The organism is Bradyrhizobium sp. SPXBL-02 (assembly GCF_051853065.1).
In the GTDB taxonomy this organism is placed as follows: Bacteria; Pseudomonadota; Alphaproteobacteria; order Rhizobiales; family Xanthobacteraceae; genus Bradyrhizobium.
Map to the genome: position 1 here is coordinate 1,886,332 of NZ_CP182474.1, position 13,556 is coordinate 1,899,887.

The window sequence follows — 13,556 nt, forward strand, 5'->3', positions numbered from 1 at the left end:
GTTGGATGCCCTCCAGTCCCCTAGGTGACGCGCCATCAAACCACTTTGGAAGAACGATCGTATGCATCGGTCGCCGGACTCCACTGGTGCCACCACGAGACGATTGCCAAATTGCAGAGAGCTCCGGCTGTTTGGCCAGCGTCACCTGGAAACAGCACGGAACGACCGAGCAGTCGGGCCGGAGGATTGTCCATGATGGGAATAGTCAGCTTGCGTAGTCCGGGCTGATCCGATCGAGTCGACGTTTGAGTGCCGCCCAAGGGCGCGGGCTTCTGTTATATCCGTGTTCGTGGAACTGCGATGCCGTGTGAGCGGCGACACCTTCGGAAGGTAGGACGATTTGTTGACCGCCCTGGGTAGCCGCGATCTGAATGCGGCAAGATTGCTCCAAGAGGTACATGTTTAGGAAGGCCTCGGAGACGGTCCGCCCGATCGTGAGCAAACCGTGGTGCTTGAGGATCATTACATCCTTCTTTCCGAGATCCAGTACGAGGCGATCGCGCTCGCTAAGATCCAGCGCAACGCCCTCATATTCGTGATAAGCGACCCCGCCGAAAAAGCACATTGATTTCTGGTTCAATGGTAGCAGCCCTTGCCCCTGTGCGGCCACGGCCATGCCGGCGAGCGTGTGTGTGTGAATGACACAGTGAGCGTCATCACGATTCATATGCACCGCCGAATGAATCGTGAAACCGGCGTTGTTAATCTTGGACTCGTCCTCCCTCTCGATCGCATGCCCTTCCGGATCGACGGCGACCAGGCTCGAAGCCGTAATCTCATCAAACATAAGGCCGTAAGGATTCAGCAAAAAGCGAGGTTCTGCGCCCGGCAAGCGCGCCGACAGATGAGTCGAAATCAAATCGTCCATGCCGAAATGGGAAATCAGTCGATAGGCCGCAGCCAGATCACAGCGGATCTCCCATTCCTGGGGCATGAAATTGGGCATATTCATCTCCTTTTGAAATAAGCCTGTCATTGCACGAGGGGTGTTTCCTGGCAGAATGCGGCCTCCGACTCAGAACTCGCAACTTGTCTGTTTCTGCCTTTGACAAGGGACCTCAGCTGGAAAGTCCGACTGCTATGCGCCGGGGCAAGGAAGACGCCGGAGCCGCGATCACTAGCGCCGCGCGCTCGAACAGATGACCGTAAGCTCAGAACGGGTGGGGCCGTGCGCACGTGGCAAATTCCGCCTTGATCGGACCAATACAGAGCACGTTTAAGTCATCGTTGAAGACCTAGCCCCCTTCGATGTCGCTGATCACCATTGTTCGCTTCTGACGCGCCGAGTTTGCCAAGGGCTGGCCATAGGCGGAGCGGCGCTGGTGACATCGACATGCTTACTGATGCCGCAATCGCCACTGACGTCGGCTTGAGAACCCACGCGCCGAACTGATCCGCAACCGCTCCTCCTTCGCCTACTCGTCAGCACATCGACAGCTACGGGGACGACGTGCCGCATCGCCGCGACCGGCCTCATGTGCCTACGCGCGGGGCCGTCGCGATCGTCGTGTCGTCACAGCTTAGGGCGGCTTCAGGCGGGATTCCCCGAATATTCTCACTGCTGTAGCCGAAAATCTGCATACCCGTACGAGGAATTGCAGTTTTTGAGATCAAGCCTCTTTCGCAGACGAAGGGGGCGATTTCATCGGGCGACGAATGTGGCAACGGCGCAGGGTCATTTGAGAACCTCGACGGCCGATAGCTCATCTGACCGGCGCATCTTGCACGATACCGGCTAGAACGATCGGCTTGGCAGTGGGGACGCAAGACTGTCCTACGCGCTTTTGCGCCATCAGAGGCCTCCATTCGGGAAGCGCATAAGACGCGGGCTTTTGCGAAACGCAGGACGCGCACCGGCACTTGATGTGTTCTCGATCGATCGAGCGTGCGACCCGATTCGAACTCGAAAAATGCGCATTTCGTGAAAATGAAGCGGAATTTCGGCGGCAAATGGCCGCACATCGGCGATCCTCAGCTCGGAGGAATCGTATCATCGAAAAATAAGCATAGCGGAACCCACCGGCCGGTCAGTCACCGTGGATTGATTAGCCTTATACGAAGCTCCCGTTGGGGTTGTCTAGAGCAATCCTGAGCGGTTTTGAGGACTCGCGCTGAAGGGATGAAACGGATGTTGCGCGCTGCTTGGCCTGAACTGACAGGCAATCTTACGTCCACGCGGCAAAGTGCTGTCGTGTTCCTTGATGGTGTTGATCAGGAAAGCGACATTGCAAGCCGGAGAAACTGTGCTGCAAAATGGACAAGTATCGGAGACGCTCATTGCCTCTTTGCCAATCTTAGCGTCCAAAGAGGTGCGCATGATGAGGCTGCCCATGCTTGGCTTTGCGCGCTGACCGCATTTGAAGTCGCTAGGCGACTATCGGATGAAGACGACCCGCAAAGGGTGGACGTTGTGGCCAAGCTGGAGGCCAGCGTCGAGGGCTTCGGATCCTTAGATCAGAGGGTGGAGCGTGTTCAAATCACACTCTATGATCACGGCGAGTTGTCTGCCTACTACGTGCCCGCCGGTACTTCTACTTCGTGCGTCCCCGCAATTGTTTGCATCAGCCGGGAAGAAGAAACGGCAGGGATCCTGCTTGGTAGACTCTTGCCCCTTATAACTGGTCGAAACATGGCGGTTCTCGTCGTCTCTTACGATGACGTCTCAAGTCATTGGGTTGGACCGTCAGACATATTGCTTTCTTGTTGCTTGGATCATTTGTCGACCCTGCCGGAGATTGATGCGTCTCGAATGGCAATCTACGGAGAAGGCCTTTCAGCCGCGCTCGCGACCAATTTTGCTGCGACTGACCGCCGCGTGTCTGCGGCGATTTGCGACGGGGGGCTTTGGAGCTGGACCCGGACTCGGTCATCTATTGAGTGGATGACTAGGACTGCCGAGCCTCCCGGCGCGGGGCTGTCCACGACGCAACGATCGCGTTTGGCGAGGAAGTTAAGATGCCCCATTCTCGTCGTTGCTGGCGAGCGCAGTGTTTTCAACGCGTCTGAGGCAATCAAATTAGAGGCTGATTGCGCCTGGGCGAGCATTGACCTGGATTTGTTAATGCCACAGACCGCAGAGGGGGCTTTCGAGAACTTCATAACATGCGATGAGGCCGTCTTCGAATGGCTCGAGCGCAAACTCGATCGCGCGCCAGCTTCATAGCAGCCCCAGGCTTAGTTTCTGAGATGCCAATCTAGTGTTCTTGGCAATCGCGTTTAGCCGCTTATTGAGATACGCAAGCGACTCCTCATCCAAGCCATTTAAAATCGTCGAATTGACGGCTCGTCTCTTGTCCGACAGCTTAGCAATTTCCGTCCGCACCTTTGGGGTCAACGAGATCTGCAAGTATCTTGCATCATCAGGCGAGGTGGCGCGGATTAGAAATTCCAGCTGTTCAAGTTTCTTCGTCTGAGTCGTGATGAATGCGGGGTGAAACCCCAATTTATTCGCCACTGCAATGCCCGAAACACCGCTGCCATCGTCCAGTTCATCGATGGCCATCAGCATCAGCCATTGAGGTTCGCTTATACCGATTAGTTCCGCCCAACTCTTATCGATCTCTTCCAGTTGAGCGCGAATCTCGACGATGTTCCAGATCAGGTCCCTTACAGCCCTGTCAAATTGCTGTTGCGTGGCCATCTTCATTCTTTGTGCCAGTTCTGATTGTCCGCGGCGGCGAGCCTGAGCGGAGTCCGCTGCATCCTATCCAATGTCGGGAAGTCTGAAATAGCGTACTCGGAGCATGCCCGCCATCGAATTTATCAATTGACTAATGCAATTGATTGGTGATATCAATATTACCATCATTGAGGCTCTCAACACGGTCTGCTCAATGAAAATCTCCAAGAAAGCCCTCGGGATGCCCCCCGAGGGCTTTGTTTTTTGCGAAGTCCGTCCTTTGGCGGTTTTGATTGCTGCGCGTGTTGCCAATCAGCAACGGCGCGGCATAAACGTATAGTTTCGAAAATTAATTGATTGTAGCAATTGATGATCGAAAGTATGTCTCGTTGGGACAGCGAGGGGGTCCTCGAAGTCGTTCCGTCAAGCGGTCCGCCTGGGGTGGAGCTGGTAGCGGATCTTTGAAGGACGGAAACGCGGTTTCCAACTTGGAGGTTCATCGATGAAGGTCATGAAGAGTATTGTTCTTGGATCTGCGGCAATGTTCGTGGGGGCTGGCGCGCAGGCCGCCGATCTCCCGGTCAAGGCCAAGGCGATCGAGTACGTGAAGATCTGCTCGCTGTATGGTGCTGGCTTCTACTACATCCCAGGCACTGAGACGTGTATCAAGCTCGGCGGGTATCTGCGTGTGGACACCATGCTGGCGACCAACGCTGACTTCGACGCTGCCGTTGGTGGTGTAGCTGGCGCACACAATCGGCTCAGCAACTACTACACGGCGCGGGCTCGCCAAGATCTGCAGATTGATACGCGAACGGCCACCGAGTACGGTGTCGTTCGCACCTTCGCTGAACTGACGTTCACGTGGACAAGCGGCACCTACTCTGGCGCCGGCACGTCCGCTGTCAATGGGGCGACAAGCTACACCACCTCGCTCGGTTCCCAGATTGCTACAGGTGGAGTCGGTCTCTACTACGCATTTATTCAGTTCGCCGGGTTCACGTTTGGTAAGGCGGAGTCGCAGTTTAGGACACCCTGGGCCGAATATCCGGCGAACAGTTTCGAGCTGCCGGGAAGCGCCGGTTGGGATCCTGTCAACCAGATCACGTACACCGCAGACTTCGGTCAGGGCATTACGGCGTCCTTCTCGGCCCAGGATCAGGTTCAGGCTTACACGACTAACATCTGGAACGTCACCGGTGCGACAGCCGCGGGTCTTGCAGTGGGAGCCTACGGTGCTAATGACATTGGCGGGACCCGAGCCCCTGACCTCGTCGCGAGGGTTCGTGTTGATCAGGCCTGGGGCCTTTTCCAAGCTTCGGTCGCCGCCCACGACAACCATGCTGCCTACTACGGGGCGTCCGAGCCCACGGGTCATCCCAACGACAAGTGGGGTTGGGCTGGACAGCTGGCGTTGTCAATCAAGAACCTCCCGACCGGCCCGGGTGACACAATCAACCTGACGGGTGTGTATACGCATGGTGCGAGCAGCTACAACTTCCATGACTACATGTCGCGGTCATACGCGATGTATGGCAGCACCGGATTGCCGGGTGCTTACCAGAGCTTGGGTATCGCGGGGGTTTCGGATTCGGTGTTTGTCGCTGGCGCTGGTCAGGAGCTGACCACGACCTATGGTTTCAATGGCGGATACACCCATAATTGGGACCCATATTGGAATAGTTCGATCTTTGGGGCGTGGGCGGCTGTGAGGTATAACAACACGGCTAAGGGCTACATCTGTGGCGCGATGGTCACCACTCTCGCCCTATCGAGCGGCGCGGCCGGGTGTAACCCAGATTTCAATTATGCAGTGGTCGGCACAAAGACGTCATGGACCCCGGTCAAGGGCCTGACCTTTACCGGTGAGCTTGCGTATATGATGCTCGACCAGAAGCATGCGAGCGGAAGCACGGTGACGCTTCCGCTTCAGTCGGGCGTCGCAAAGCCGGCTGCAGTGTATGAGCTGAAGGACCAGAACAGCTTGGTACTGCTGCTCCGCGCTCAGCGCAATTTCTAGATCGTCGCTGTATAGGAAAGGAGCAAACAACAGGCTCTTGAGTTAACCTCCAAGAAGGCCTCCGGCATGCCCGCCGGAGGCCTTTCTCCGTCAGAAGCAGGCCGTCGAAGTTTTGTTTGATTACAGCCATGAGGAGCGGTCCACTAGGTCCAACGATGATGGACTATCCGGTTTATCCCGTAAAACGATAGAGCGTGCTAAACGGTTCGATCCGGCAAGCCTTGGCGTGAGCAGAAGAAATTCGGCCGCTCTTGCGAGCCATTGTAGCCCCGGATGTCGCTCAACCGCTGCTGGCTACCGCGGACCATGTGCCCCGGACCGTCTCTCAGGAAATTCCGGTGTCGCATCCGCATAATTTCCGCACCTTGGTTTTATTTTCCGCAGCTATTCGGCCTCACGCCTGTCTATATTCTCCGCGCGCGAGCAGACAAAATAAGTCCGATGCATGCGCGGGCTGTCACGCCGCCGACCCTAGACGGCATTTTGGTCTCTTTGCTAAATCCCGGCTGGGTCCAGAGGGAAATGTCCTGCGGAAAGACTGCCTACATCTCGGGCGAAGAGTGGCGCGCGGGCGCATCGAGCGAAACGCAGAACTCACGCGGGCCACCATAGCGGCGTCTTTCCGGATTGCCGCGGTGTGAGTATCCGCTGGTCAGTGTTTCACGTCTGGGGTCGATTCCGATAACCGATCCACGATCACGCGCCACAATTCAATTCTCGATCGGCTTAACCGGCCGCCGCTTTGCTACACGCACAATTCACGCGCCCCGAATCAATGAAATCAGATGACGTTTGAGTTCCTACGACAACACAGCCGCTTCTCTTCTCAAGTCGGATCTGCAGGAAGTACCCGCATGACAGAACATTGTTATTGGCGTTTCTCGCGGGCCTTGCATCGCGCGATCAACGATCAATCTTTTGCGGAAATAGAAGGTCTGCTTCATGAAAATGTCGAGTGGTCGCTCTACGGGCCTGTTGACATGTTTCCGTTTCTCGGCAGCCGGCACGGCAAGCATGCCGTGCTGGAAGTCATCCGTCATGTTGCCGGCAATATCCAGGTGCGGCGTTTCGACCGCGAGACGACTATACTCGGGTTGGATTCTGCGGCCTCCATTTTGCGATTTTCGCTACTAACGCGTGCTTCCAAAAAACCAATTGCGTTGCGCCTTGCCCAGTTCGTCCAGTTCGAGGCCGCCCGGCTCATCAATATGCGGGCGCTCATCGACACGTTTGACCTCGTTGAGCAGGCCCTCGGCCGCTCAATTCATCTGCCGAACATCGGTAGCTGCGTGGCGGAAACGCGTTAGACAGGATTTCTCCGCACACCAAGGCTCGGGACGGCAAAGCCGGTCCAGCGACTTTGCTGTCAGCGACCAGCTACCCTGCGCGGCTGGGTCGGATGTTGGGTGCCGCGATCCGACTTGGTGCAGCTATTTCAGGGTCGGCCTCGGCCATTCGATCCAATCCAAAGCAGAACGATGTTCAATGATGTCGTAAGCTTCAGAATTGAATTGGGCGGTAGCTACAGTGTTAGACCGCCATCTATCACGATGGTCTGTCCTGTGATCATGGGCGCTGCAAAGCCCAGATAGACGATGGTTTCGGCAATATCTTCGGGAATGCATCTGCGCCGCAGGGGAGTTCGCTCAATAGAACTTTGCCGTTGCGCTTCGGTCCATTCGATCTGCCAGGTGCTGTCAACCGCGCCCGGAGCCACCGCGTTGATCCGGATCTCTGGAGCGAGACCCTGCGCAAGATGACGCGTGATCGCAATGATACCGGCCTTGCTTGCTGCATAGGCCAAACTGGATCCTCTCGAGGTCAATGCTGACACTGACGCCAAGCTTACGATAGCACCTCTGGTATCTCGCAACGACGGTGCAGCCGCGCGCGTGCATCGGAAAAGCCCGATGAGGTTCGTGTCCAATACCCTCGACCACAGCTCGTCAGTAATGAGGTCGAGATCGGAAGACGAAATGGATTGTCGTGCTCCCGGCGTGCCAGCATTGTTAACGAGAAGGTCAAGCCCGCCCATTTTGTTAACGGCGGCGTTCACCAGCTCTGCTTCCTTTCCATCACCGATCGCGCCCGGCACGCCGAAGACATCGTAACCCTCCGCGCGAAGCTTTTTTACTTCTTCAGGCGCCCTTGGATCATCTGGAAGGTGGTTCAGCGCAACACTGCACCCCGACTCTGCCAGCCGCTTCAAAGTCGCCAAGCCGATGCCTGAGGCGGCACCGGTGACGAGCGCTCTTTTTCCCGACAGGTCGTAGCGGATCATGATCTCTCCTTTGGTTTCTCTCATAAGCGAGCCGCGCGGGCGCAGCTCAGCGCCCCCACTGGCACTGACCGCGAATTGACAGACGTTTTATATCATATAAAAAGCTCGTGCAACGCGAGATAATGCTCGACGGCCGGTTGTCAGAAAAAGCTAAATGCCGGCCTGAGCCCTCTATTTCAGCGCCAAACCGACTAGAGAGATAGGACACTATGAGCAATTTTAAGTTGCCGACGGCTGAGCCGGCCCGCCGCATGACCGGAGGTCGCTTCATTGCCGAGACCATCAAGGCGAAGGGTATCTCGCACGTCTTCTTCATGGATGCCGTTCTGCGACGCGCGCTCACCGAAATGGAAGACCTTGGAATCAAGCGAATTCTCGGGCACTCCGAGAAGGGAATCGCATACATGGCGGACGGCTATGCGCGTGCATTGCGGCGGCCTGCCGTTTGCATGGCGCAATCCGTGGGAGCCGCCAATCTTGCCGCGGCCCTCCAGGAATCCTGGTTTGCCTACGCACCGGTCGTCGCGTTGACGGGGCGCCACGCGGCCAACTACCAGTACCGAAACGCGTATCAGGAGCTTCCGCACGAGCCGCTTTACGCCGCGGTCACGAAGTTTAGAGGTCGAGTCGATGAGGTGGCGCAATTGCCCCATCTCCTTCGTCAAGCATTCAGGGAGGCGACCACCGGTGCCTCCCGCCCTGTCCATCTCGACATCACCGGCTATACGGGCGACATCGTTGGTGCTGCCGAATTCACAGCTAGCATCTTTCCCGAAGAGACCTACGCAAAGGTACCAGCTTTCCGTCCTTCTCCGGATGCCGAATCGGTCAGCCGTGCCGCGGCCGCAATCGCGGCTTCAGAGCGCCCTGTGATCCTTGCAGGCGCCGGCTTGATGATGTCAGGCGCCGAGGGTGCCCTGAAGGCATTCGTTGAACATCACCAGATTCCAGTTGTGATGTCGCTTGACGCAAAACACGCTCTTCCGGAGTTTCACCCGCAAAATGGGGGTGTGGCCGGGACCTACTCGCGCAGCTGTGCAAACAAGATCCTGAACGACGCCGATCTTGTCTTGTTTGTCGGGAGCGATACCGGGGACATGATTACGAACCACTGGAAGCTGCCGAGGCCCGAGGCGCAAATTGTACAGATCGACATCGATCCGGCGGAGCTTGGTCGCAACTTCCCCGAAGCCATTGGTGTACACGGCGACCCGAAAGCGGCTCTCGATCGTCTTGGCTCGGAACTGCCATCCCGTTCGAGACCTGGTTGGCAGCGGAAGGTTGCTGACTACGTCGCCGAATGGCGGGCGGAAGCTGAGATCGCGCGATCCTCTGAGGCGACGCCGATCAGGCCGGAGCGTCTGTGCCGGGAGATCTCGGACTGGCTTCCGAAGAACGCAATGCTGGTGGCCGATACCGGATACGCATCGCACTGGAGCGGGACGCTCGTCTATCTGACCGACCCGGCTCAAGGCTACCTGCGAGCCGCAGGCTCATTGGGCTGGGCTTTTCCTGCGTCGCTCGGCGTTCAATGCGCGATGCCGGATCGTCCCATCGTCTGCTTAACCGGCGATGGTGGTTTTATGTATCATCTGCCCGAGCTGGAAACGGCCAGGCGGTATGGCCTCAACGTGATCACGATCGTGAACAACAATCATTGCCTTGGACAGGGCAGAAGAAACATCGACATGGCCTACGAAGGAAGGAAGGGCAACAAGGAGGAGATCTTTGCCTATCGAGATACGGATTTTGCGCAAATCGCGCGCGATTTCGACTGCTTCGGTGTGCGCGTCGAGAAGCCCGGTGACTTGGCTAAGGCATTCGACGATGCGCGCCGGTCCGGTAAGCCCGCAGTCATCGACGTGGTGACGGAGTTTGAGGCGCTTGCTCCATTGCCATGGAGCCCGCCGTCCGGAAGCTAGGCCGGTACTCCCTGGCCAAAGACATAGCCTAAAAGGGGCCCGCGCGGCCCCTTTTGCCTTTTGAGGCTCTGCACTGTCATGGTACACGGAGTTGCTATGAGGAGCGGGTCTATTAGAAGTCGCGCGGGTAGAGACGGGAACGAAGAGAAAATGAGGAAGGTAGGATCTAACGCAGACCCCCTTGCTTCCTCATCCACATTGCCCATGCCCACCGAACTTGATTGGCTGCACGTCGGACGCGACAACTTACACGCGCGAACATATTTGATGCTTCGCAAAGCCCTTATGGCTGGTCGGTTTCGCCCGGGGCAGCGGCTACTTCTGAAACCATTGGCCGAAGAGCTTGGAGTTAGTGTAACTCCTGTAAGGGAGGCGCTTTTGCGCCTCGCCTCCGAGCGCGGGCTTGTTCCGCATCAGTCGCGCACGATGATGGTTCCAGTCTTAAGCGTGGCCCAGTTCAAGGAAATTCGCGACATTCGAATTGAGTTGGAAGGTCGTGCAGCAGAAGCTGCGGCAAAGAACGTCTCATCGAGTGACATCTTCGCGCTGGAGAAAATGCAGGAGCAGCTGATGGTCGCAAGACGGCAGCGCGACGTGCAGACCGTCTTGGCGATCAACGAAGAATTTCATTTCAGAATCTACAGATCGTCAGACTTGCCTGTGGTCTGCGGATTGATCGTAAACCTTTGGGTTCAGATCGGCCCGCTTCTCACGCTCAATGATTTCAGTGCATCCGCAACAGCGAGGGATCATCCACACCGATCGATCCTGGCGAGCCTGGCGGCAGGTGATGGTGCAGGCGCGCGGCTAGCGCTGGCAAACGACATCATGTGGGCAAGCAGATATCTTGAGAAAGCCGTCGTCAGGCTCAACGAGCCGGTCGAAGACAAGAAAAAGCGGAATTCGATTGCATCCGTTGGCGCGAACTGACGACCAGCTCGATCAACTAACCGCCATTTGAAGGCACTTTGGCAAGGTGTAACAAGCGCGCATCAGACCGATCGAGCTGGATCTCGTAGGTCAGATGGTCATCGCAGGTGCCGTCACGGCAAACCTGCTGTGGCGCGTATTTGCCCGGCCGAAGAGACACTGGATAACCGTTCTGGGCATCTCTTCAGCCACCGTACGGGGGGCCTGCTTCTCTGCTTCGTTCGCGCGACAACGCTGCACTTGGTTGTTGTCTAAGGAAAAGGTTATCCCATCGTCGGCATCACGAATTCGGCTCCGGCTCGAATACCCGTTGGCCATCTCGTCGTGATTGTCTTCAACTTGGTATAGAAGCGAATGCCTTCCGGGCCATGCATGTGGTGGTCGCCAAACAGAGATGCCTTCCAGCCGCCGAACGAATGAAATGCCATCGGAACCGGAATCGGCACATTGATGCCGACCATGCCCACCTGAATCTGATGAGCGAATTCCCGGGCCGCATCGCCGTCCCTGGTGAAGATCGCTGTGCCATTGCCAAATTCATGCTGGTTGATCATGTTCGCTGCATCATCATACGAGTTTGCGCGAGCGACCGCTAGAACCGGACCGAAGATCTCCTCTCGATAGATTTTCATCTTCGTCGTGACGCGGTCGAAGAGCGTGCCCCCGATGAAATAGCCGTCTTCATAACCCTGACGCTTAAAGTCGCGTCCGTCGACCACGAGCTCCGCTCCTTCGGCAACACCCGCATCGATATAGGCGCGAACCTTCTCGAGATGCTGCTTGGTCACCAAGGGCCCCATCTCGGCATTGGGATCGGTGCCGGGTCCGATGTTCAATGCGCGCACCTTCGGGGCCAGCTTTTGGATCAGGCGCTGGGCAGTCGTCTCGCCGATCGGGACAGCAACCGAGATGGCCATGCAACGCTCGCCGGCCGAGCCATAAGCAGCGCCCATTAGCGCATCGACCGCCTGATCCATGTCTGCGTCCGGCATGACAATCATATGGTTCTTAGCTCCGCCGAGCGCCTGGCAGCGCTTGCCGTGCCGGGTCGCGGTCTCGTAAATGTAGCGGGCAATTGGCGTCGAACCCACGAAACTCACGGCTGCAACATCAGGATGGGTAAGAAGCGCGTCAACCGCTTCCTTGTCGCCCTGCACGACGTTGAAGACGCCACGGGGCAGGCCTGCTTCCTCGAGCCATTTCGCCATGATCAGCGAAGCAGACGGATCGCGCTCGGATGGTTTGAGAATGAAGGCGTTGCCGCAGGCGAGCGCAACGGGAAACATCCACATCGGGACCATGGCCGGAAAGTTGAACGGCGTGATGCCGGCCACAACACCCAAGGGCTGCCGCAGCGAATGGCTGTCAACCCGCGAGCCGACGTTCTCCGTAATTTCACCCTTCAAGAGCTGCGGTGCGCCCGTGGCGAACTCCACTACTTCCATTCCGCGCTGAACTTCACCCTTGGCATCTGAAACCACCTTGCCGTGTTCGGCTGTGATCGCGTGGGCGAGTTCGTCAGTCCGCTCTTCCAAGATGCGCAAAAACCGGTTGAGAATCCTCGCTCGCCGGAGGGGGGGCGTAGCGGCCCAGGCCGGGAAGGCGGCACGCGCGGCACCTACAGCAGTTCTCACGTCATCTGCCGAAGCCAAACCGAGCGTCGCGGATTGTTGGCCAGTTGCAGGATTAAAAACCGGCGAAGTCCTGCCGCTCCGTCCTTGCACCAGTTCGCCATTGATGAAGTTCCGAATGGTTGCCGACACGGCAGCGCTCCCCTGTAAATCGCTTGATCGGGTCTCATAATGGATGCATAGATTTGCGCATCAACGGCCAAATTCGCGACTCCGTTGTGCAGAAAGTGTAGTCGATGGATTGGGAAAGCGTTCGGATCTTTCTTGAAGTCGCGCGTGCCGGGCAATTCTTGAAAGCGGCAAAGCATTTGCGGCTGAACCATGCGACGGTCGCTCGCCAGGTCACGGCGTTGGAAAGGAGTCTCAAGGTTAAGCTGCTTGAGCGCCACACTTCTGGCTGCGTGTTGACAGCGGCAGGAGACGCCCTCGTCGTGGCGGCGGAACGCGCCGAAAGCGAGTTGCTCAAGGTGGGCGCAAGTATCGGAGGCGCCGCTGAAGCGATCACTGGCACTGTGCGCGTTGGGGCCCCGGATGGACTGGGCAACTACTTTCTAGCAGATCAGCTGGGGGCACTCGCGGCCAGACATCCCGGTCTGATCATTCAATTGGTGCCGCTTCCACGCACCTTTTCATTGTCCCGCCGAGAAGCTGACATTGCAATAACTCTTGACCGGCCGAAGCAGGGGCGATTGATCCTGTCGAAATTGACCGATTACACGCTCAGCGTTTATGCGGCTGAGAGCTATCTCGCGCGCGAAGGCCAAATCGAGACACAGCGCGATCTGACGGGTCGATTGTTCGTGACGCATGTTGAGGATTTCGCTTACAGCAGGGCCCTGGACTACGCCTCAGCACTCGGTCGGCTCATGTCGCGCCGCTACGAGTGTGGCAGCGTGGTTGCTCAAATGGAAGCGGTGAGAAGCGGCCATGGCGTTGGCATCCTGCACGACTATGCTGCCCGCCGCTATCCGGAGCTTCAGCGTCTGCTCCCTGATGTGCGGTTCGTTCGAAGCTACTGGCTGACCTCGCATCCCGATACCCACGACGTGCGGCGGGTTCAGGAAGTTCATCGCTTCATAGTGGCTGCTGTAAAATCGTGTCGCCCCAGCTTTGATGCGCACTAACCGGCTGCGCCAGCCAGCCCCCGCCTGTT

Annotated in this window: 11 protein-coding genes and 1 pseudogene; 8 read left to right on the forward strand and 4 right to left on the reverse strand. The window is 57.3% G+C overall.

All coding sequences use genetic code 11. The features are described 5' to 3' along the window. Window positions 1–205: 205 nt before the first annotated feature. The gene (locus tag ACNJYD_RS08690) at window positions 206–946 is read right to left on the reverse strand and encodes a class II aldolase/adducin family protein (protein ID WP_439365994.1); all 741 of its coding nucleotides are present in this window, start codon (window positions 944–946) and stop codon (window positions 206–208) included. Between the two features lie 1,182 nt (window positions 947–2,128). Between ACNJYD_RS08690 and ACNJYD_RS08695 the strand changes: the two genes are divergently transcribed. Further along, window positions 2,129–3,163: an alpha/beta hydrolase family protein gene (locus tag ACNJYD_RS08695; protein ID WP_439365995.1), complete on the forward strand. Its 1,035-nt coding sequence runs from the start codon at window positions 2,129–2,131 to the stop codon at window positions 3,161–3,163. Here the strand turns inward: ACNJYD_RS08695 and ACNJYD_RS08700 are convergent. Then, on the reverse strand, window positions 3,158–3,640 hold the full coding sequence (locus ACNJYD_RS08700) for a MarR family winged helix-turn-helix transcriptional regulator (RefSeq protein WP_439365996.1): 483 nt from the start codon (window positions 3,638–3,640) through the stop codon (window positions 3,158–3,160). The genes ACNJYD_RS08695 and ACNJYD_RS08700 overlap by 6 nt on opposite strands. A 133-nt stretch (window positions 3,641–3,773) precedes the next feature. Here ACNJYD_RS08700 and ACNJYD_RS08705 point away from each other — a divergent pair, with 133 nt between their 5' ends. The 3 genes from ACNJYD_RS08705 to ACNJYD_RS08715 all read left to right on the forward strand — a co-directional run bounded on the left by ACNJYD_RS08705 (window position 3,774) and on the right by ACNJYD_RS08715 (window position 6,946). After that, entirely contained in the window at window positions 3,774–3,959 is a 186-nt protein-coding gene (locus tag ACNJYD_RS08705) for a hypothetical protein (RefSeq protein ID WP_439365997.1), read from the forward strand. Between the two features lie 162 nt (window positions 3,960–4,121). After that, window positions 4,122–5,639 (forward strand): porin, encoded by a 1,518-nt coding sequence (locus ACNJYD_RS08710; RefSeq protein ID WP_439365998.1) that lies wholly within the window; start codon window positions 4,122–4,124, stop codon window positions 5,637–5,639. An 854-nt stretch (window positions 5,640–6,493) separates the two neighbouring features. Beyond that, window positions 6,494–6,946 carry a nuclear transport factor 2 family protein gene (locus tag ACNJYD_RS08715; RefSeq protein ID WP_439367431.1) on the forward strand — a complete coding sequence of 151 codons (453 nt, stop codon included), beginning with the start codon at window positions 6,494–6,496 and terminating at the stop codon, window positions 6,944–6,946. A gap of 215 nt (window positions 6,947–7,161) precedes the next feature. Here the strand turns inward: ACNJYD_RS08715 and ACNJYD_RS08720 are convergent, their stop codons facing one another. After that, complete coding sequence (locus tag ACNJYD_RS08720; RefSeq protein ID WP_439365999.1) at window positions 7,162–7,920, reverse strand: SDR family NAD(P)-dependent oxidoreductase; 759 nt, start codon at window positions 7,918–7,920, stop codon at window positions 7,162–7,164. 209 nt (window positions 7,921–8,129) lie between these two features. On the opposite strand from ACNJYD_RS08720, the gene ACNJYD_RS08725 reads away from it, so the two are divergent. From ACNJYD_RS08725 to ACNJYD_RS08735, 3 genes and pseudogenes are all read left to right on the forward strand, one after another. Continuing rightward, window positions 8,130–9,842, forward strand: coding sequence for a thiamine pyrophosphate-binding protein (locus ACNJYD_RS08725; RefSeq protein WP_439366000.1), 1,713 nt, complete (start codon window positions 8,130–8,132; stop codon window positions 9,840–9,842). A 285-nt stretch (window positions 9,843–10,127) separates the two neighbouring features. Then, window positions 10,128–10,190 (forward strand): annotated as a pseudogene (locus tag ACNJYD_RS08730) (hypothetical protein); the annotation flags it as partial. Between the two features lie 30 nt (window positions 10,191–10,220). After that, window positions 10,221–10,772 (forward strand): GntR family transcriptional regulator, encoded by a 552-nt coding sequence (locus ACNJYD_RS08735; protein ID WP_439367432.1) that lies wholly within the window; start codon window positions 10,221–10,223, stop codon window positions 10,770–10,772. Window positions 10,773–11,035: 263 nt separating this feature from the next. Here the strand turns inward: ACNJYD_RS08735 and ACNJYD_RS08740 are convergent, their stop codons facing one another. Beyond that, the gene (locus ACNJYD_RS08740) at window positions 11,036–12,535 is read right to left on the reverse strand and encodes a CoA-acylating methylmalonate-semialdehyde dehydrogenase (RefSeq protein ID WP_439366001.1); all 1,500 of its coding nucleotides are present in this window, start codon (window positions 12,533–12,535) and stop codon (window positions 11,036–11,038) included. 104 nt (window positions 12,536–12,639) lie between these two features. On the opposite strand from ACNJYD_RS08740, the gene ACNJYD_RS08745 reads away from it, so the two are divergent. Then, entirely contained in the window at window positions 12,640–13,527 is an 888-nt protein-coding gene (locus tag ACNJYD_RS08745; protein ID WP_439366002.1) for a LysR family transcriptional regulator, read from the forward strand. The last annotated feature ends 29 nt before the right edge of the window (window positions 13,528–13,556 follow it).

Excerpts from the sequence above, each read along its gene's own strand:
- ACNJYD_RS08695 (WP_439365995.1), top strand. The coding sequence starts at position 2,129 with ATGTTGCGCGCTGCTTGGCCTGAACTGACAGGCAATCTTACGTCCACG.
- ACNJYD_RS08700 (WP_439365996.1), bottom strand. The coding sequence starts at position 3,640 with ATGGCCACGCAACAGCAATTTGACAGGGCTGTAAGGGACCTGATCTGG.
- ACNJYD_RS08705 (WP_439365997.1), top strand. The coding sequence starts at position 3,774 with ATGCAATTGATTGGTGATATCAATATTACCATCATTGAGGCTCTCAAC.
- ACNJYD_RS08720 (WP_439365999.1), bottom strand. The coding sequence starts at position 7,920 with ATGATCCGCTACGACCTGTCGGGAAAAAGAGCGCTCGTCACCGGTGCC.
- ACNJYD_RS08715 (WP_439367431.1), top strand. The coding sequence starts at position 6,494 with ATGACAGAACATTGTTATTGGCGTTTCTCGCGGGCCTTGCATCGCGCG.
- ACNJYD_RS08710 (WP_439365998.1), top strand. The coding sequence starts at position 4,122 with ATGAAGGTCATGAAGAGTATTGTTCTTGGATCTGCGGCAATGTTCGTG.
- ACNJYD_RS08690 (WP_439365994.1), bottom strand. The coding sequence starts at position 946 with ATGCCCAATTTCATGCCCCAGGAATGGGAGATCCGCTGTGATCTGGCT.
- ACNJYD_RS08745 (WP_439366002.1), top strand. The coding sequence starts at position 12,640 with ATGGATTGGGAAAGCGTTCGGATCTTTCTTGAAGTCGCGCGTGCCGGG.
- ACNJYD_RS08725 (WP_439366000.1), top strand. The coding sequence starts at position 8,130 with ATGAGCAATTTTAAGTTGCCGACGGCTGAGCCGGCCCGCCGCATGACC.